19 protein-coding genes and 1 pseudogene are annotated in these 17,205 nt (G+C 71.5%); 9 read left to right on the top strand and 11 right to left on the bottom strand.

The window, feature by feature from the left end; genetic code table 11:
- Window positions 1-371: 371 nt before the first annotated feature.
- The 4 genes from ACFYYF_RS15415 to ACFYYF_RS15430 form a co-directional block, all read right to left on the bottom strand.
- Window positions 372-1,562, bottom strand: a complete 1,191-nt coding sequence (locus tag ACFYYF_RS15415) for an SPFH domain-containing protein (RefSeq protein ID WP_388775656.1) — start codon at window positions 1,560-1,562, stop codon at window positions 372-374.
- An 11-nt stretch (window positions 1,563-1,573) separates the two neighbouring features.
- A complete protein-coding gene (locus ACFYYF_RS15420) occupies window positions 1,574-1,825 on the bottom strand; it encodes a hypothetical protein (RefSeq protein ID WP_361692468.1) in 252 nt (83 codons plus the stop codon).
- 126 nt (window positions 1,826-1,951) lie between these two features.
- Window positions 1,952-2,833: a hypothetical protein gene (locus tag ACFYYF_RS15425; protein WP_388775659.1), complete on the bottom strand. Its 882-nt coding sequence runs from the start codon at window positions 2,831-2,833 to the stop codon at window positions 1,952-1,954.
- Between the two features lie 299 nt (window positions 2,834-3,132).
- Entirely contained in the window at window positions 3,133-3,369 is a 237-nt protein-coding gene (locus ACFYYF_RS15430) for a chaplin (protein ID WP_361692462.1), read from the bottom strand.
- A gap of 196 nt (window positions 3,370-3,565) precedes the next feature.
- Between ACFYYF_RS15430 and ACFYYF_RS15435 the strand changes: the two genes are divergently transcribed.
- A complete protein-coding gene (locus tag ACFYYF_RS15435; protein WP_388775661.1) occupies window positions 3,566-3,766 on the top strand; it encodes a hypothetical protein in 201 nt (66 codons plus the stop codon).
- Window positions 3,767-4,023: 257 nt separating this feature from the next.
- Here ACFYYF_RS15435 and ACFYYF_RS15440 read toward each other — a convergent pair whose 3' ends face one another.
- Window positions 4,024-4,674: a DUF4360 domain-containing protein gene (locus tag ACFYYF_RS15440; protein ID WP_361692456.1), complete on the bottom strand. Its 651-nt coding sequence runs from the start codon at window positions 4,672-4,674 to the stop codon at window positions 4,024-4,026.
- 499 nt (window positions 4,675-5,173) lie between these two features.
- On the opposite strand from ACFYYF_RS15440, the gene ACFYYF_RS15445 reads away from it, so the two are divergent.
- Window positions 5,174-5,716: a hypothetical protein gene (locus tag ACFYYF_RS15445; protein ID WP_361692453.1), complete on the top strand. Its 543-nt coding sequence runs from the start codon at window positions 5,174-5,176 to the stop codon at window positions 5,714-5,716.
- A 7-nt stretch (window positions 5,717-5,723) separates the two neighbouring features.
- On the opposite strand, the gene ACFYYF_RS15450 is transcribed toward ACFYYF_RS15445, so the two are convergent.
- From ACFYYF_RS15450 to ACFYYF_RS15460, 3 genes are all read right to left on the bottom strand, one after another.
- On the bottom strand, window positions 5,724-6,560 hold the full coding sequence (locus tag ACFYYF_RS15450) for a hypothetical protein (RefSeq protein ID WP_388775663.1): 837 nt from the start codon (window positions 6,558-6,560) through the stop codon (window positions 5,724-5,726).
- Between the two features lie 84 nt (window positions 6,561-6,644).
- Window positions 6,645-7,160 carry a hypothetical protein gene (locus ACFYYF_RS15455; RefSeq protein WP_388775665.1) on the bottom strand — a complete coding sequence of 172 codons (516 nt, stop codon included), beginning with the start codon at window positions 7,158-7,160 and terminating at the stop codon, window positions 6,645-6,647.
- Window positions 7,161-7,704: 544 nt separating this feature from the next.
- On the bottom strand, window positions 7,705-8,520 hold the full coding sequence (locus ACFYYF_RS15460) for an ATP-binding protein (RefSeq protein WP_388775667.1): 816 nt from the start codon (window positions 8,518-8,520) through the stop codon (window positions 7,705-7,707).
- Window positions 8,521-8,667: 147 nt separating this feature from the next.
- On the opposite strand from ACFYYF_RS15460, the gene ACFYYF_RS15465 reads away from it, so the two are divergent.
- Complete coding sequence (locus ACFYYF_RS15465; protein WP_388775669.1) at window positions 8,668-9,489, top strand: SDR family NAD(P)-dependent oxidoreductase; 822 nt, start codon at window positions 8,668-8,670, stop codon at window positions 9,487-9,489.
- Window positions 9,490-9,562: 73 nt separating this feature from the next.
- Here ACFYYF_RS15465 and ACFYYF_RS15470 read toward each other — a convergent pair whose 3' ends face one another.
- Entirely contained in the window at window positions 9,563-10,960 is a 1,398-nt protein-coding gene (locus tag ACFYYF_RS15470; RefSeq protein WP_388775751.1) for a hypothetical protein, read from the bottom strand.
- A 194-nt stretch (window positions 10,961-11,154) separates the two neighbouring features.
- Between ACFYYF_RS15470 and ACFYYF_RS15475 the strand changes: the two genes are divergently transcribed.
- From ACFYYF_RS15475 to ACFYYF_RS15490, 4 genes are all read left to right on the top strand, one after another.
- Window positions 11,155-12,021, top strand: coding sequence for a helix-turn-helix domain-containing protein (locus tag ACFYYF_RS15475; protein ID WP_388775672.1), 867 nt, complete (start codon window positions 11,155-11,157; stop codon window positions 12,019-12,021).
- A 3-nt stretch (window positions 12,022-12,024) separates the two neighbouring features.
- Entirely contained in the window at window positions 12,025-12,261 is a 237-nt protein-coding gene (locus tag ACFYYF_RS15480; protein ID WP_361692432.1) for a DUF397 domain-containing protein, read from the top strand.
- 166 nt (window positions 12,262-12,427) lie between these two features.
- Window positions 12,428-12,925, top strand: a complete 498-nt coding sequence (locus tag ACFYYF_RS15485; protein ID WP_388775674.1) for a hypothetical protein — start codon at window positions 12,428-12,430, stop codon at window positions 12,923-12,925.
- 36 nt (window positions 12,926-12,961) lie between these two features.
- Window positions 12,962-13,771 (top strand): SAM-dependent methyltransferase, encoded by an 810-nt coding sequence (locus ACFYYF_RS15490; RefSeq protein ID WP_388775676.1) that lies wholly within the window; start codon window positions 12,962-12,964, stop codon window positions 13,769-13,771.
- Between the two features lie 18 nt (window positions 13,772-13,789).
- On the opposite strand, the gene ACFYYF_RS15495 is transcribed toward ACFYYF_RS15490, so the two are convergent.
- Together ACFYYF_RS15495 and ACFYYF_RS15500 are read right to left on the bottom strand one after the other, a co-directional pair.
- Complete coding sequence (locus ACFYYF_RS15495; RefSeq protein WP_388775678.1) at window positions 13,790-15,187, bottom strand: FAD-binding oxidoreductase; 1,398 nt, start codon at window positions 15,185-15,187, stop codon at window positions 13,790-13,792.
- A 288-nt stretch (window positions 15,188-15,475) separates the two neighbouring features.
- Window positions 15,476-15,991 (bottom strand): pep a2, encoded by a 516-nt coding sequence (locus ACFYYF_RS15500; protein ID WP_388775682.1) that lies wholly within the window; start codon window positions 15,989-15,991, stop codon window positions 15,476-15,478.
- Window positions 15,992-16,293: 302 nt separating this feature from the next.
- On the opposite strand from ACFYYF_RS15500, the pseudogene ACFYYF_RS15505 reads away from it, so the two are divergent.
- Together ACFYYF_RS15505 and ACFYYF_RS15510 are read left to right on the top strand one after the other, a co-directional pair.
- Window positions 16,294-16,485, top strand: a pseudogene (locus ACFYYF_RS15505) (DUF5133 domain-containing protein); the annotation flags it as partial.
- A gap of 100 nt (window positions 16,486-16,585) precedes the next feature.
- Window positions 16,586-17,205: maltotransferase domain-containing protein (locus ACFYYF_RS15510; protein ID WP_388775685.1), on the top strand; the 620-nt coding region annotated here is incomplete at its 3' end.

Here is a 17,205-nt window from a genome sequence, read left to right on the forward strand (position 1 = left end):
GGGCGGACGCGTCAAACGATCAACTGGGCCAGAGTGTAAGGGACTTGAGGGACATCCGGGCCTCTTGATACGAACGTGCACCGTGGTGTTCCCGCGCCGGGGGAGACAGCCGGACCGCCGCGCCCACCCGGGGAAACCCCGGGGCCCGCCCGGGGAAACGGCAGTAGCCACCCGGGAAATCGGCCGCGTCCACCCGGGGAAACGGGAGTGTCCGCCACGGGAACCGGCGTGCCCACCCCAGGAAACGGTCGCGTCCGCCAGGGAAACGGCCGTGCTCACCACGGGAACTGGCCGCGCTCACCCGGGAAAACGGCCGCGTCCGCCGCCCCGGAAGGGGGCGGCGGACGCGGGGATACGGGATCCGGCGATCGTCAGTTCGCCTGCCCGGCGCCCTTCGGCTCGTCGCCCTCGATGTCGACCGGCGTGCGGCGTCCAGGGAGTTCGAGCGGGCCGTTCGCCTTCGCGGCGCCGCTCTCGGGGTTCTGCCCGCCCAGGTTCTGGCGGACCGAGTCGAGGATGGTCAGGCCCTGGGCGACCAGGCCGGCCGCGATCTCGCCGAGGCCGTCGGCGCCGTTGAGGACGTTGACGTTCGCGCCGGCGAGACCGCCGGCCGCTTCCTTGACGATCAGGGGCAGTTGGTCGATCAGCATCCGGTCGAGCGCGACCCGGTCGTGCGAGGCGGCCGCCTCGGCCTGGATCTTCATGCGCTCGGCGTCGGCGATCGCGAGCACCTTGATCCGCTCGGCCTCGGCCTCGGCCGGCTTGACGACCTCGGCGACGAGCTGCTCCTGACGCAACTGCGCCGCGCGCTGGGCCAGTTCGGTCTGCGCGGCCAGGACCTCCTGCTGGGCGTGGGCCTGGGCGAGGGGACCCGCCTGGGCCGCCATCGCCTGCGCCCGGTCCACCTCGGCCGAGTACTCCGCCTTCACGATCGCGGTCTGCCGCGCGTACTCGGCCTGGTTGCGCGCCGCGACCTGCTCCGCCTCGACGGAGGCCTGGGTGGCCTGCGCCTGGGCGATCTGGGCCTGGCGCTGGATGGCCGCCTTGTGCGGTGCGGACATCGCGTCGATGTAGCCGGTGTCTCCGTCGTCGATCGACTGGATCTGGAGCGAGTCGACGATGAGGCCGATCTTCGCCATCTCCAGCTTCGAGGTGTCGAGCACCTCCGCGGCGAGCTTCTGCCTCTCGGTGACGATCTCCTCGACCGTCATCGAGCCGATGATGGCACGCAGATGGCCCGCGAAGATCCGGCCGGTCAGGACCGACATCTGATCCTGGTCGGACAGGAACCGCTGCCCCGCGTTGATGATGCTCTCCGTGTCGTTGCCGACCTTGAAAGCGATCACGGCACGGACGTGCAGCGAGATGCCCTGCTTGGTGACACAGGTCTCGGTGACCTCCGACTCGCACATGGACAGGGTCAGGAAGCGGGTCTTGCGGAAGACGGGAAGCACGAACTTGCCGTGGCCCGTCACCACTCGGAACGGCGCGCCCCCCAGTCCCCGCCTGCCACCCGAGATCAACATCGCCTCGTCGGGGGCGGGTACGCGATAACCGAACATGCTTCTCCTTCTCAGCCTTCGCCGACGGCGTCGCCGTCGAGCGCGTCCAGCGGATCGGCCCACTCGATGACATCGACCGTGCGACATCCTCTGGACTCGATCACCAGCGCGGTCGCCCCCTTCGGCAGGGGCTCCCGAGACCAGGCGAGGAAGGTCTCGGATCCACCTCTCACGCGCACCAGGATCTCGCCGGGACCGGCGGATCCCCGGGTGCCGATGAGCAGTTCCCCCGTGCAGCCGATCACGGCTTCGTCCTGCACCACAGTCGGCCCCCCATCACTCTGAATCTGCCTCTGACCATAGACCCAGCCCTTTCGGGGCGTGTACGCCCCCCGCCGGTCGGAGCCCCGCGGCGGGGGGCGCGCCCAGGTCCCGTCAGAAGTGTGGGCTCAACCCCTGGTGAAGCGATAGGTCTTGCTGTCGGTCAGCACGCAGAAGCCCGGGGAGACCACGATCACGCGGAGGGTCGCGCTGCGACGGTCGTAGTCGATGCCCTCCACCTCGAAGGTGCCCGAGCAGGAGCTGCGCAGCGGGAGCTGACGCAGCGCCGTGACGTGCCCGGAGACGTCGGCCGAGCCGCCGGGCTCGGCGGACAGGTCGATCTGGAGCAGAGGTCTGGTCGTCCCGAAGAGCGTTCCGGCGGGGTCGTCGGACGAGCAGAGCAACCGGGTCGCCGTGACGAAGTCGCACCCCTGTACGTCGCGTACGGCGTGGTCGAGGTTGACGGTCGACGCCCGCGGGAGGTCGGCCGAGGGCGAGGTGGCCGGGTTGACGCCGGGGGTGGGGAACACCAGGAGCCGGTTCATCGTGCCGTACTCGCCGGACACCATCCACGTACCGCTCGGTGCGATGGAGACGAAGGAGTTGTTCAGCGCCTCTCCGGCACTGAGCTTGTGGACGTACTCGGACCAGGCGCCGCCCGGCGCCTGCACGCGGAACATCTTCGAGCCGCCGGAGTCGCTCTGATAGGGCTCCACGTAGTAGCCGTTGTACGAGGCGTCCGGGTCGCCGACGTGGTTCCAGCCCCGGCTGCTCACGCCCACCGGGATCGTGCCGAGGCCCGTGTAGCGGTTGGGGCTGCCCGCCGGGACCTCGACGGAGGTGAGGCCCTGACTCTCGGTCAGCGGGTCGGCGCGGTCCGAACCCACCTCGTTCCAGGTGTCGGCGGCGGAGGCGGGCGCGCCGGTCGCCACGGAGAGGACGGCGGCGGTGGTGAGGGTGACGAGCCCGGCCAGAACCGCGTGACAACGTTGCCGTGCGGGCATGCGCATGAAGGGTGCTCCTCGATGGGGGGTGTCCGGTCGGCGCACAGTCTGGCCCGCCCAGATGGTCATGTACAGGCCAACCCGAGAACCGCATGGCACCCCACACCGAGAACCGTGCCGCGCCCCGAACCGAGAACCGTGCCGCGCCCCGTCCCGACGGGCGACCGGCCACCCCTTCCCGCCGGGGAATCCCCTCCGCACACGACCGAGCCCGGCGGCTCACTCGGGAGGATGAGTGTGCCGCCGGGCTCGGGCCGGTCGACGGGCCCGGGCGGCGAGCGCCCGGCCCCGCGGACCGTCGGCCGTCAGCTGTTGGAGCAGCTGTTCGCCGCCGCCGGGTTCAGCAGGGCCACCACGTTGACCGTGTTGCCACAGAGGTTGACCGGGATGCTGACCGGGATCTGGATGACGTTGCCGGACAGGACTCCGGGACTGTTCGCCGCCGCGCCGACCACCGGCACGGGGTCGGCGGCGGCGGTCCCGGCGGTGGCCAGCAGGGCGACGCTGGCGAGTCCGGCGGCGGCCATCAGACGAATACGCATTCCAAGCTCCGTTCATTCGCAGTGGTGCGAGCTCCTCCACCATCACCTCCGCGAACAAAACCCGACATTCCAGCGCAGCCGAACGGGGGTTCGCCTGTCGCGGCACCTGTGCACCGGCCCCGGCTCCCGGCGTGTCGCGCGGGGCGTACGGAATGCCCGTAGCGTGAATACAGATCCGGTGGAACAGGGAGAGACCATGCCGATGAGCCAGTCCGAGACACCCTCCGAAGACAGGGCGACCCCCGACGCACTGCTGCACACCGGGACCGAGGGCCCGGTGACGGCCGAGGACCTGGTTCTCGCCGCGGGTCGCGATGTCACACCGCAGAACCTCGCCTGGGCGGAGCGGAAGCTCCAGCAGGAGGGATCCGCGGCGGTCGACAAGCTGCTGCCCTAGGGCCTGTCTGACAATTCCCGTCGTCGCCCGGAGGGCGGCCCGGCGGCGTCAGGTGCGTGCTCTCGGCATGCCGGCCCCAGACCTGCGTACTGGGTGTACTCGGGTCTGGGGCCGGTGTGGCGAGAGTGCGTGCACGGCGTCGCCGGGCAGACGGGAATTGTCAGACAGGCCCTAGGCCCCGCCCTCGGACGGCCCCGGACCTGCCCGGCCGGCTCCGATGCGGCGGAGCCGGCCGGGGACCCGCCGGGAGGGGGCGGTCAGGCGGCGGGGCACTCCTTCCAGGCCAGGTGGTAGACGGTGCTGATGTCACCGTCCGTCGAGTCCATGGTCATGAAGCTGGAGCTGCCGGGCGTCGAGGTGCCCGCGCTGACGCGGAGCTCGGTGTTGATGTTGAAGTTGCGCTGGACACCGCAGGGAGCCCAGACCAGTTGGGCCCAGTCCGTGGTGTCCGTGGCCTGCCAGTCGTCGCCGTACGGACCGCGGAAGGGGTGGGAGATGGAGGCCGTGTTCGGGGAGCCCTGGAAGTAGTACGAGGCCTTCTCCGTGCCGGTCGCTCCCCGCTGGAGAGAGGCGAAGCCGCGGTAGTCGGCGCTTGCGATGGCATAGGTGAAGCCCTGCGGCACATGCACGATCAGGTTGAGCTGGCAGTTCTTGCGGAACGCGGTGGGGTCGGCATTGCCTCCGACCTGGGCGAGGTAGTCGCTGTAGGTCACGGTGAAGGCGGTGTTGTCCGGGGAGACGGCGACAGCCGCGGTTCCCTGCGGACAGCCGGATCCGTTGACCGTGGCGACACTGATGACGATCTTGTCCGGGGGCGGGTCCTGGATACCGGAGGACGGGCTCGACAGGGGAAGCGCTGTGGCGAACAGGGCGGCGATCGCGCCACCCATGAACAGGCCACCGGCCATGGTGCTCCAATCCGTTGCGTCGGTGTTCCGGCGGCAGCGCAGAGGCGTGCCGCCATGAATGGGGGGTGCGGCCCCCCGGACGACCGGGGAACCGTCGCGGACCAGTGCGTTGGATCAAGCGCGGCTCATTTGTGCATGCGCATGACAAATACGCAGGCGCAGCCGGCTCCCGGCTGTGAAGGAGCTGTGAAGGCCGGGGGCGACGAAATCGTACGTACGGGGGGTCGCGATGGACAGGACCATCTCCGGCCATTCGATACGCGCCGTTCACAGCCGCCACCGCGCTCACGAGGCCGGTTCACGACGGTTCACGCCGGCCCCGGCCGGGGCCGGGAGCGCGCCGGCCTCCGGCGGACCGTCACGACACGCGCCCGCCACGACGGCACGAGGAGCGGTCGGACACCCCGGCCGTGACTCCGGTCCGGCCGGAAGCCGGCGGGACCGCGGGAATCGCCCGCCCCCTCGGCGCACCCCGGGCGCCCCTGAGACACTGAGACACATGGATCCACGACACCTGAGACTCGGCCGCCGCCGGATATGGATGAGCAGTGCCGTCTGTTTCCTGGTCCTCGGGCCCCTCGGCTGGTTCTTCGGTGGCTGGATTCCCTTCGCGCTGCTGGCGGTTGCGCTCCTCGTCGCCACCGCGGTCTCGCACTGGCGGGCTCCCAGGTGGCTGGCGCCCGCCGTCGCCAAAGGCCAGTCGGAGAACCGCCGGGACGTCGCCACCTTCTGCGTGGTCATAGCGGTGAGCGGCTACGCCCAGCCGCCCGCGCAGCCCGCTCCCTCGCCGTCGGCCCTCGCGGCCCTGCGCCTGGAGGCGTACCGGGCCGCCGCCGACGACGACCTCTCGGAGGACCTCCGGCTCCTGGCGGCCGACGCGCTGGCCGCGGCGGACCAGGCCAACGCCGAGGACACCCCGGCCGCCTGGCGCGCGGCGCGGGCGAGCGCGGAGCGGCTGGCGCACGCCGCCCAGGAGGGCAATCCGTACGTACGGCAGCTCCTCATCCAGTGGGTCGAGGGCAACCCGGCGAGCGACCGGTAGCCGGACCTCAGGGCCGCTCGTAGAACTGCATCACGCCTCCCACGGAGAAGCAGAGCGCTCCCACCAGGGTGCCCCAGTTGGCGATGTCGACGTTCACGAGACTGCCGGTCGCCGGACGCGTGTAGGCGGCCAGCGCCGAGACGAGGAAGAGCACGGATCCGAGCTGGTTGACCGCGACGATCCACCAGCCGAGGTCGCCGGCGAGGACGCGCGGGCGCCCGTGGCACACCTCCACCACGGCGAGGTGGCCGGAGACCAGGAACAGGACGCAGCCGACCATGTCGGGAGCCCAGATCAGCCGGTCCACCTGCTGGACGGAGAGTCCCTTGAGCAGCGAGTCGAGCAGATTGACGCCGAACACGAGCGTCCCCGCGAACAGCAGGAACGTGCTGAGCCAGTCGATGCGGCCGGGCTCGTAGCTCCACCACCGCCAGCGCCGCCCGGCGAGCGCGTCGGACTCGCTGTCGCGGCGCGGAGCGTTCACCGCCTGGAGCAGTGAGGCGTAGCCCCCGGTGTTGAAGAACAGACCGCCGGTGAAGTAGATCCAGGCACCCGTGGCACCCCCCGAGCCGAACTGGGCCACCCCTGCTCCGAGGGCGAACAGCAGCCCGCCGACCGTGAACGCGGCCGCCGCGATGGTGTTCAGCCGGCGCAGCCGGGCGATCGAGACGGTGTCCGCCCGCCGGGACCGGCCCTCCGCCTCCCCCGGGACGCGCACGGTGAGCACGCCGCGTTTACGGGCCAGGCGCGATTCCCAGACCGCGACGCGCCCGTCCATGAGACGCCAGGTCAACCGGGTCGTGAAGGGACCCGCCCCTTCGGAGCGCGCTTCGGTTCGACTCACCCCGCGACCATAGCCCGGCGCACGAATGCCGGGGCCGGCCCGACTCGTCGCCTTTCAGGTGGTTCGGGGCTCCGCTCGGGTGGTTCAGGACTCCGCTTCGCGCCGCAGGAAGTTGCTCACCTGACAGGCGAGGCTGTCCCGGGCCGTGTCGGGTCGCGCGCCCGCGTCGACGGACGCGTCGTGCTCGACGCCGCCCGCCCAGAGGTAGCGCTCGGTCCACTCGTCGTCGACCTTGAGCTGGACCTGGATGTCCATCCGGTTCAGGGCGGCGTCGGGGCCGGCCGCGAAGAGGACCGCGGTCGCCCGGCGCAGGGGATAGACGTCGTATCCCTCGATGAACTGGGAGTTCCGCCAGTCGAGGAACGCGCTCTCGCCGTCGGCGCCGACACGGATATCGATCTGGCCGTCTTCGAGGTGGATGCCGAAATGTTCGGTGCCGCGGTTCTCGACGGTCACCCGGAATCTGAAGTAGGTGAGTTCGTCGGCGGCGTCGTCGCGCCCCTTCGGGGGTTCGGCCTTTTCCACACCATGAACGCGAACACGCAGGCCGGCCTGCTCGTCGTACTCCTGCCAGTCCCCGACCACGTTGGGCTCGCGCACAGTCCACCTCTCCACTTCAGAGAGTTGTTCCTATCTGTGCCCTCAACGAAGTGTCAAATGCGCCGCACCACCCGTGGCCAGCAATTTTTCCTTTCTTGATCGGTGATCAAGCCGTGCCCAGCCAGAATCATTCCGCGCCACCCGAACGGGGTATTTCCGGGCGTGCTGCACATCACGTTCCCCGGCAGCCCCACTCGCCCTCGCGCAGGCGCCGCGTCTGTTCGTCGAGCCGAGGTCGAGGGCGTGCAGCAGGATCATCAGGGCCGCGGTCGAGGCGGGTGCGCCGACCTGGGCGGTGGTGGGCCGGCCGTGCGCCGGACGATCACCGCGAGCGCTCAGGCGTTGCCCGCGCGGCACGCGGCCAGGGGTTCGCGCCAGGCTCCGGCGGGACCGTCGCGCGCCTGGCGCAGCAGGCCGCGTTCCTAGTCCGCCCGGCGTACGAGCTCCCCCGCGAGGGCCCCGGCGAGCTCCGGGACCATCGGCGTGACGCCCGGGCCGCCGGGGCGCGCCCCGGTGTCCCCGGCCGGGCGCCGCGGGGCGACGTTCACGGCACTGCCTGAACCACCATCGAGAACCACACCTTCTTTCCCTTGGTGCCGGGTTCGGGCGGAGCGACGCCCCAGTCGTCGCTCAGCGCGGCGATCAGCGTCAGTCCGCGTCCCGACTCCTCAGTGCCGCCCGCCGTGCCCGCCGCGGGCAGGGCGGGCGAGCGGTCGGCGACGGACACCCGCAGCTCGCGCGGATCGCAGTCGATGGCGACGGTGATCGTGTCATCGCGGTCGGGGCTGCCGTGTCTGAGCGCGTTGGTGAGGAGTTCCCCGGCCGCGAGCACCGCGTCGTCGACGCGCCCGGCCGGCAGCCGCAGGCGGGTCAGGTACTCGGCGACCAGGACCCGCACCGCGGGCACCCGTGAGGGATGCGCCGGCACGGTGGCCCGCAGCGAGTGCGCCCCCTTCGTCCGGCTCGCCGCGATGCCTGCGGGGGCTGCGGGGGCGGAGGGCGGTACGGCTTGGGCCGGGGAGGCGGAGGGTCGGGACCCGGTCCGCACCGGGGTCACGGGCCGTTCGGGACCGGCCGGCGTCGGGGCCTCGGGCCGTACGGGACCGGTCGAGGCCGGGGTCACGGGCCTTACGGGACCGGTCGGGGCCGGGGTCTCGGAGCGTGCGTGTTCGGTCGGGACCGGGGTCGTCGGCGGCGCGGGTGCCAGGAACTCGGGCCGTTCGCCGACATGGGTGCGGGGCGCCTGGCCGTCCGCCGGGTGGACCCCTTCTCCCGGTGCCCGCGTCTCCCGCCCCGGAGCCGCGTCGCCGTGGACCGGTGACGGCGTCGGCTCGCGGCGCGGTGCGCTGGATGCCGGCATCGGTCCTCCTTCGGGTGCAGCCCGGGGGGGGGCGGCTGTCGCTGCGGCTGCCCGTGCAGCCAACACGCCGGACTGCCGGGGCGACCAGGGGGTATTCGGGTTGTCCGGTTGCAAGCGCGTAGTGGTGCGGGATGTATGTTCGATCTTGTGAGGAACGGGAGCGGGGGCGGGGCGACGGTGTCCGTCGACGGTGACACCGGTCGTGCGGGACTGCGCGACAAACGGGTCCTGGTGACCGGCGGTACACGCGGACTCGGCGAGCAGATCGTGCGGCTGCTGTCCGCCGAGGGGGTACGGGTGGCGACCTGCGCGCGCACCGCGCGGGACCTGGACGCGCTGGCCGTCTCGATGGGCCCGGATCTGTTCACCCGGCGGCTCGACGTCACCGCGCCCGGAGACCTGGAGGGCTTCGTCGAGGACGCCGCGGAACGCTTCGGGGGCCTCGACGGGGTGGTGGCCTGCACGGGCGGTTCGCGCGGCGGCGGCTTCGAGCAGGCGGACGCCGAGGACTGGGCCGCGACCTGGGCGGTGAACGTCGGTCACGCGACCCGGCTGGTGCGGGCCGCGGTCCCGTATCTGCGCGCCGCGGGCGGCGGCTCCGTCGTGGTGATCTCCTCGATCTCCGGCTGGAAGCCGGGCCCGCCCGCTCAGTACTCGGTGGCGAAGTCGGCGCAGATCCAGCTCGCCGCCTCGCTGGCCCGCGAGCTCGGTCCGGACGGGATCCGGGTGAACGCGGTCTCCCCCGGTTCCATGCTGATACCGGGCCGGCGCTGGGACCGGATGCGCCGGGAGGAACCCGAGGCGTTCGCCCGCTTCGTGGCGGCGGAGCTGCCGGGCGGAGGCCCGGTCGCGCCGCAGGAGGTCGCCCGGGTCGTCGCGTTCCTGCTGTCGGACTGGTCGAGCGGGATCTCCGGCGCGCACCTCCCGGTCGACCGCGCCCAGAACGCCCCCTCCCCCGACGGTTACTGAACCCCCGCGAGGGCCCGGCGGTGCGGCTCCCGGTCACGAGACCGCGCCCTGCCTCCGGTGCCGTGACCGTTCGTCAGGCCGCTGTGCCGAGGACACCGCGGGAGCGGCGCTCGAACTCCTGCACGACCGGTTCGGCCCGACGGGGTTCGAGCCGTCTGCGGAAGTCCCGCAGGGCCTGGACGGACCGTTCGCTGTGGACGGCGCCGAGGGTCTCCAGTGCCAGGGTCGCGGTGCCGACGGCCTCGTCCAGACGGTCCTGCTGCAGGTGCGCGGTCGCGAGGACCGAGCGGCTGATGGCCTGGCGCCGTCGCCGGTCGGCGCCCGAGCCGAGCGATTCGCTCGCCGTGCGCTCGGCCTGGCGGGCGAGCCCCAGGTCACGGAAGCAGAGCGCGGACTCCGCCTGGAGGTAGTGGTGGTCCAGGTAGCGCACCCACGGCGACTCCTGTTCGGCCCCCTTGCTCTCCGCCAGGTGCCGCTCCGCCAGCCGCAGCGCCTTCGACGTGTCCTCCGAGCGCCCCTGCGCGGCGTGTCCGCGGGCCGACATGGCGTACAGCCGCATCAGTCCGAGCGGGCTGCCGGCCCCCTGCGCCGTGACGATTCCGGCGCGGGCGAGTGCCACCCCCTCGTCGGGGCGGCCGAGGCTGGTGGCGAGGTGGGAGAGCCCCGCGAGGATCTGGCCGCCGAGCACCTTGTCGCGGCCCTCGGCGCACAGCCGCAGGCCCTGGGTCATGTAGCGCTGGGCGAGGCCGTACTCTCCCGCGTCGTACGAGCTCCAGCCGGCCATGGCGGCCAGGCGCGCGGCGGCCGCGAACAGCCTGCGGCGCTGCCCGGACGGGGTGCCGCGCCGCTGGAGCATGGGGACGACCTCGGTGGAGAGGTAGTGCACGATGCTGGTGCGGACCCCGCCGCCTCCGTAGTGGTTGTCCATCTGGTCGAAGACGGCGATCATCGCGTGCACCTGCTCGACCGGTCCGCCGCTCACGGGAAGGGACGGGGCAAGCGCCTCCTGGTGTTCCAGCAGCCAGAGCAGCCATTCGCGCTGAGGGTTCGTCAGCGATGCCGGGACGAAGGGAACCGTGCCGAGGAGGCTGCGGCGGGAGATGTCGGTGGAGCCCAGTTCCGCGAGCGTGTGCAGGGTCTCGGCCACGTCCTCGCCGTAGACGAGCGCTCTGCTCGCGACGGGGCGCTGGGGGTCGGAGTGGAATCCGAGGTCCGCGGGGGACAGCGCGCGGCCGAGCCGCTCGGACAGCACGGCCGCGATCAACTCCGGTGTGCCGCCCCGGGGCTGCTGGCCCTGGAGCCAGCGGGTGACCGACGCCTTGTCGTAGTGGGAGTCCGTGCCCTGGCGGCGCCCCAGATCGTTGACCCGCAGGGCGAGGGAGGCGTAGGAGCAGCCGGCCTCCTTGAGCACCGCTCCCAGCACCGGATCCGCGTGCGGCTGCGCTCCGATCCGTAGCTGGCGGGGTTTCAATTGCCGTGCAGAGGAGCGCAGTTGAGCGTGAACGTCGCCGAATGTGCGACAGGTCACTCGATCACTATGGTGGCCCTCCCGCCGCCTGTGCAACCGGCGTTCTGATAATTGCGGAACGATCCGCAACGCTCTGTCCCTGTCATCGGCCGCGTGGCACACTGCCCCCTGAGACGGCCGTGCTCGGGAGGTGGGACATGGGCGAGAACCGCTCCGGCGGCAGCGCGCCGACCGTCCTGCGCATGGTTCTCGGGAAGCGGCTGCGGCACCTGCGGGAACAGGCGGGCGTCTCCTTCGAGGAGGCCGCGCGCGCCATCGAGGTCACGGCCCTGACGGTCCGCAGGATCGAGAAGGCCGAGGTCGGGCTCCGCATCCCGTACGTGCGGGAACTGCTCCGCCTCTACGGGGTCCCGGCGACGGAGGCCGACGACTTCCTCACCCTGGCCAGGGAGGCCAACCGGCCCGGCTGGTGGTACACGTACCGCGACGTACTGCCGGACTGGTTCAGCGCCTACGTGAGCCTGGAGAGCGAGGCCAGCGTCATACGCCTCTACGAACCCCACTACGTCCCGGGCCTGTTGCAGACGCACGACTACGCCACGGCCCTGATGCGTGTCGGGTTCCCCAACGAGACGCGCAAGGAGGTCGCCCGTCGCGTCGCCCTGCGGATGAAGCGCCAGGACCTGCTCGCCAAACCCGGGGCACCGGCCCTGTGGGCGATCCTGGACGAGACGGTGCTGCGCCGTCCGGTGGGCGGACCCGCGGTGATGCGGGCCCAGTTCGACCGGCTCGCCGAGGCCCTGGACATGCCGAAGGTGCGGATCCAGATCATGCGCTTCGGCGTGGGCGCCCACCCGGGCGCGTTCGGCCCGTTCCACCATTTCCGCTTCGGCTTCTCCGAACTGCCCGACATCGTCTACACGGAGAGCCTGGTGGGCGCGGTCTACGTCGACCGGCCCGACGACGTCGTCAGCCATCTCGAGGTACTGGACCGGATGTCCGTGCAGGCGGAGCCGGTCACCCGGACCAGGGGCCTCCTGGGTGAACTGCGTAAGGAGTTGTGATCCATGGGACCCGTGCACAACGGCATGTCCGCGGCCGGTCTGGGAACCGAGGGCTGGCACAAGCCCTGGAGCGGCACCAACGGCGGCAGTTGCGTCGAGGCCAAGCGGCTTCCCGACGGGAGCGTCGCGCTGCGCCAGTCACGGGACCCCGAGGGACCCGCGCTGATCTGGACGCGCGACGAGATGGCGGCGTTCATCGAGGGCGCCAAGTCGGGGCAGGCCGACTTCCTGATCGCCTGAACGCGATCCCCGCCGCGCCTCCGGGGGCCGGTCCGCTCCTCCCGCCGCCGTGCCCGAGTCCGCAACCACACCCCCACAACCGGACAACCCGCACGCACACTCCCGCCGTGCGGGTTGTCCCCCCACACTGGCCGAGCCGTTCGTCCCGGAGGGAGTGGAAACGGGCATGATCCTCCACCAGGCCCTCACGCGGTGCCGGACGCTCGTCGTCGAGGGCCCCGACGGTCTCGACCGGCGCCCGCTCCTCGCCGAGCTGGCCCGTCGGCACTTCATGATCCGCCCGCTGCACGGGCATCTTCACCACGTGGACCCCACCCAGCCGTACCGCGAACTCCTGTCAGCGCCGGGCCGGCTGGCCGTCGACGGCGGTCTCGTCCACGAGCTGGTCTACGGGCCGCTGCGCCGCGGCCGCTCCCGGGTGACGTGGATCCAGGCGCTCGACTTCGCGGAGGCGGTGGCCGAACGCGAGGGAGCACTCCTGCACTTGACGGGCGGGACGGACGACACCGAGGCCGTCCGCGCCTACGAGCGGGTCCTGAGGACGCTGGCCCAGCACGTCCCCGTCATCACGCTCGACGCCGGCGAACCGGCCCGCGCCGCCCACGACCCCGCCCGGGCGATCGGTCAACTCGGACTGTACGTAAGCCTGTTGCCGCTAGCGTAGGTGGCCGACCGCGTGACGCACGGCAGGAGAACTCCGATGGCCGACCGATCCGCACCCGACCAGGACGACGCACTGTCCAAGATCGACACGACGGTGCCGCACTCCGCCCGCATCTGGAACTACTGGATGGGCGGGAAGGACAACTACGAGGTGGACCGGGTCGCAGGCGACGCCTACCGCGAAGTCGCCCCGAACATCGAGACCATGGCCCGCGCCTCGCGCGACTATCTGATCCGCACCGTCACGTTCGTGGCCGGCGAGCCCGGCATCCGCCAGTTCCTCGACATCGGCACCGGCCTGCCCACGTACGACAACACCCACCAGGTCGCCCAGCGCGTCGCGCCCGAGTCCCGCATCGTGTACGTGGACAACGACCCGCTGGTGCTGCGCCACGCCCAGGCACTGCTGACGAGCACACCCGAGGGCGTCACCGACTACATCGACGCGGATCTGCACGAGCCCGAGAGGATCATCGAGTCGGCATCCCGGATCCTCGACTTCTCCCGGCCCGTCGCCCTCATGCTGATGGGCATCCTCGGCCACGTCCAGGACTACGAGGAGGCCAGGTCGATCGTCCGGCGCCTGACGGCGGCGCTGCCCTCCGACAGCTACTTCGTGCACTACGACAGCACGGACACGGACGCGGCGCTCAAGGAGGCCCAGCAGGGCTACGACGACACGGGGGCGGTCCCGTACGTGCTGCGCAGCCCCGAACAGATCGGCGCGTTCTACGCGGGCCTCGAACCGGTCGAACCCGGCATCGTGTCCTGCCCGTTGTGGCGTCCGGAGCACGGTACGTCGCCCGAGCCCACGGACGTCCACGGGGGCGTGGCCCGCAAGGCGTGAACGCCCCCGCCCGGCGAGTCAGTCGCTCGACGCGGGCTCGATGTTCTGGTTGAGCCGGAACAGGTTGGCGGGGTCGTACTCGGCCTTCACCCCGGCCAGCCGGTCGTAGTTGCCGCGATAGCTCGCCCGGACGCTCTCCTGGTCCTCGGCCATCACCATGTTGACGTACGCGCCGCCGGCGGAGTACGGGAAGAGGGCGTCGGAGTAGTCGACGCTCCACCTCTTGATCACCTCGGCGTTGGCCGGGTCGGGATCGACGCCCGCGTAGACGGCGGCCCAGCCGGAATCGCGGTAGCCCCACGCGGTGTCCGTCGGGCCGACGTCGTGGACGGCTCCGTCGATGGGGTAGAGGTGCATGGTCGACTTCCAGGTCGGCATCTCGGCGCCGAACTTGGCGTGCAGCTCGACGGCCTCGCCGGGGATCTCGTTCACGAAACCCGCTCGCCAGTACCACTGGTCGCCGGGCGGGTAGACGGCGTCGAACGCGGACTGGATGGCCGGGTGCGGCATCGGCGCCGGGCCGTGCAGCAGGGGCTCGGGCAGCGCGTCGAGCAGCGGGGCCATGTCCCTGGCCGCCGCCTCGGTGTCGTCGCCGACGCGGCACCACAGCACACCGCAGACCTTCTTCAGATGCAGCTCCTCCGGGAACGGGGGGCCCGGCGGGACCGAGGCGAAGAGGAAGAAGCCGCCGAGTTCACGCGGCGCGTTGGGAATGAAGTCCCGGTAGGCGGCGAGGACTTCGGCGCCGAGTTCGACGGGCCAGAACGTGGGACCCGCGACGACCGTGCTCACTTCGTGCAGCCGGAAGAGGAAGGAGGTGACGACGCCGAAGTTGCCGCCGCCTCCGCGGATCGCCCAGTAGAGGTCCGTGTTCTCGTCGGCACTGGCGCGGACGCGCTCGCCGTTCGCCAGCACCAGCTCGGCCTCCAGCAGGTTGTCGACGGCCAGCCCGCACTTGCGGGTGAGATGGCCGAGGCCGCCGCCGAGGGTGATGCCGCCGACCCCCGTGGTGGAGATGATGCCGCTCGGTGTGGCCAGGCCGTGCTCGTGGGTGGCGTTGTCGACCTCGCCCAGGAGACAGCCGCCGCCGACCCGTGCCGTGCGTGCCGCCGGATCGACCGCGATGTCCTTGAGCGGGGAGAGGTCGAGGACCACTCCGTCGTCGCACGTGCTCAGGCCCGCGCCGTGATGGCCGCCGCCGCGCACGGCGAGCGGGAGGGCGTGGTCACGTGCGAAGCCGATGACCAGGGCCACGTCCTCCGGGGAGGTGCAGCGCGCCACCAGGGCGGGCCGCCGGTTGATCATCGCGTTGTAGACGGCACGGGCCTCGTCGTACCCGGGATCCTCGGGACCGATCAACTGCCCCTTGAATGCGGAGAGTTCCTGGCGTGCCGCTTGTACCGGTGTTGTGGACATGTGCATCCCCGTATCTGGGGACCGCCCCAGGTCCCGGCGTCCGGGCCGTGGACTGGACCGGCTCCCCGCCATTGGGTCCGATGTGCCCGTTTCAGCCCGATCACTGATTAGCCTAACCCCGTGACATCCGGCTGGCTCGGCGACCCGGGCCGGACGCGGCCGTGTCCGTACGGACGCGGCCGTACGGACGAAACCGGGCACGCCGAGGGCGTCGATCCGTACGGATCGACGCCCTTGGCGACTTGACCGGACATCACGGCGGACCCGCCGGCCGGGCGGGGCGGCCGGTCACCCGTGGGAGGCGGCCGGCTCGGTGTCCTCGCGTCCGGCGGCCAGCGCGGGCTCCGGCAGCACCGCGTACAGCGGCGTCGCGCGCGCCACGCGCAGGCAGGGCACCGGCACCGGCGGGTCCAGCGGTTCGTGATCGGCGGCACGGGCCCGCCACGAGGACCAGATGATCTTCCCGCCGGCATCCGTGGCACAACAGCCCCAGCCGTCACTCAGGGCGGCGATCTGGGCCAGACATCCCTGCGGCGCGCGGTGCGGGCCGATGTCCTGGCTGCTGTCCGACACGGCGGCGAACAGACGCCGGCCGTTCCACCACATCTCGATCGTCGTGTTCTTGTCCGCCGAGTGCTGCTCGATGGTGCGGAGCAGCGCTTCCGCACAGCGGCAGACGGACTCGACGAGACTCTCCAGGTTCCAGTACCTGAGGTGCGCGGCCAGGATGCGCCTGACCTGTCCGACCTTTTCCTCGCTGAGCTCCACATCCAGGTGGTAGTAGCAGGGAACTGCGGCTTTCATCTCGTTGGCTCCTCACCGGCGAAGCTCTCGCTCCTCCTCGCCCCCTGCGGGACCGAGCCCCGATTGCGAAGCGTGAGCGCTGATCGCTCCTGAGTCACCCTCAGCATGAGAGGGCTACTCCATTCGTGCAACCCGAGCGCGGCCCCGCCTCGTTGAAGATCCAACAAGACGCTCGGTCGCCGTACAGGCACCATGAGTGAGGGTGTCGCTCCGTGACGGACCGGCCCCCCTTCGCGTACGGCCCTCATCCGCCGGCCAGGCGAGCCGTGCGCGGTCGAGAGATCGGGAAGGTGACCAGCGTGATGCTGCTGCCTGCCAAAGCCGAGGTCGCCAGGCATCTGGAGCGCTACCGGGCGTGGGAACGCCTGCTTCTCGCGACTCCCTCCGACCGTGTGGTGCGGGGGAATTTCGAGAACACCGGATACACCCTGTGCGTCCTGATGGGGAAGCGGTGCGCGCGGGAGGCGGCGAACGCCGCCGAGGTCTACCTGCAGGACGTTCCGGCACGGATCTGAACGACGGTCCCGGAGACCGTACCGAGCGGGCCTTTCGCGGCAACGACGATTCGGGCCCAGAACCGCGGAGGCGAGAGGCATGGACGCGATCACGGACCCGCATCCGGAGACCGGCCGCATACCCGTCATGGATGTGCGGCCGGTCGTCGATCGCGGCAGACGGCCCGCCAAGGCGGTTGTCGGCGAGACCTTCCAGGTCACCGCCACCCTCTTCGGTGAAGGCCATGGCGCGGTCGGCGGCAATGTCGTCCTGGTCGATCCGGACGGACGCCCCGGCCCGTGGGCGCCGATGCGCGAGCTGGCCCCGGGAAGCGATCTCTGGGGAGCCCGGGTCACTCCCTCGGCCATGGGCCGCTGGAGCTACCTGGTGGAGGCCTGGAGCGATCCGGTGACCGGGTGGCGGCGCTCCGCCGAGATCAAGATCCCCGCCGGGATCGACGTCGGACTGGTCCTTGAGGAGGGCGCCCTGCTGTACGAGCGGGCCGCCGCGGGCGTACCCGAGGCCGCCGGCCGGGACACGGTACGCGCGGCCGCTGACGCCCTGCGCGACGACTCCCTGCCCCCGGCCGAGCGGTTCGCGCCGGCCCTGGCCCCCGAGGTGACGGCCGTCCTCGCGGAGCATCCGCTGCGTGAACTCCTCACGTCCTCTGAGCCGTTGCCGTTGCTGGTGGAGCGGGAGCGGGCGCTGTACGGGGCGTG

It is taken from the genome of Streptomyces sp. NPDC001914, assembly GCF_042891215.1.
Classification (GTDB): Bacteria; Actinomycetota; Actinomycetes; order Streptomycetales; family Streptomycetaceae; genus Streptomyces.

Excerpts from the sequence above, each read along its gene's own strand:
- ACFYYF_RS15495 (WP_388775678.1), bottom strand. The coding sequence starts at position 15,187 with ATGTCCACAACACCGGTACAAGCGGCACGCCAGGAACTCTCCGCATTC.
- ACFYYF_RS15415 (WP_388775656.1), bottom strand. The coding sequence starts at position 1,562 with ATGTTCGGTTATCGCGTACCCGCCCCCGACGAGGCGATGTTGATCTCG.
- ACFYYF_RS15500 (WP_388775682.1), bottom strand. The coding sequence starts at position 15,991 with ATGAAAGCCGCAGTTCCCTGCTACTACCACCTGGATGTGGAGCTCAGC.
- ACFYYF_RS15485 (WP_388775674.1), top strand. The coding sequence starts at position 12,428 with ATGATCCTCCACCAGGCCCTCACGCGGTGCCGGACGCTCGTCGTCGAG.
- ACFYYF_RS15435 (WP_388775661.1), top strand. The coding sequence starts at position 3,566 with ATGCCGATGAGCCAGTCCGAGACACCCTCCGAAGACAGGGCGACCCCC.
- ACFYYF_RS15440 (WP_361692456.1), bottom strand. The coding sequence starts at position 4,674 with ATGGCCGGTGGCCTGTTCATGGGTGGCGCGATCGCCGCCCTGTTCGCC.
- ACFYYF_RS15445 (WP_361692453.1), top strand. The coding sequence starts at position 5,174 with ATGGATCCACGACACCTGAGACTCGGCCGCCGCCGGATATGGATGAGC.
- ACFYYF_RS15460 (WP_388775667.1), bottom strand. The coding sequence starts at position 8,520 with ATGCCGGCATCCAGCGCACCGCGCCGCGAGCCGACGCCGTCACCGGTC.
- ACFYYF_RS15430 (WP_361692462.1), bottom strand. The coding sequence starts at position 3,369 with ATGCGTATTCGTCTGATGGCCGCCGCCGGACTCGCCAGCGTCGCCCTG.
- ACFYYF_RS15425 (WP_388775659.1), bottom strand. The coding sequence starts at position 2,833 with ATGCGCATGCCCGCACGGCAACGTTGTCACGCGGTTCTGGCCGGGCTC.
- ACFYYF_RS15475 (WP_388775672.1), top strand. The coding sequence starts at position 11,155 with ATGGGCGAGAACCGCTCCGGCGGCAGCGCGCCGACCGTCCTGCGCATG.
- ACFYYF_RS15480 (WP_361692432.1), top strand. The coding sequence starts at position 12,025 with ATGGGACCCGTGCACAACGGCATGTCCGCGGCCGGTCTGGGAACCGAG.
- ACFYYF_RS15490 (WP_388775676.1), top strand. The coding sequence starts at position 12,962 with ATGGCCGACCGATCCGCACCCGACCAGGACGACGCACTGTCCAAGATC.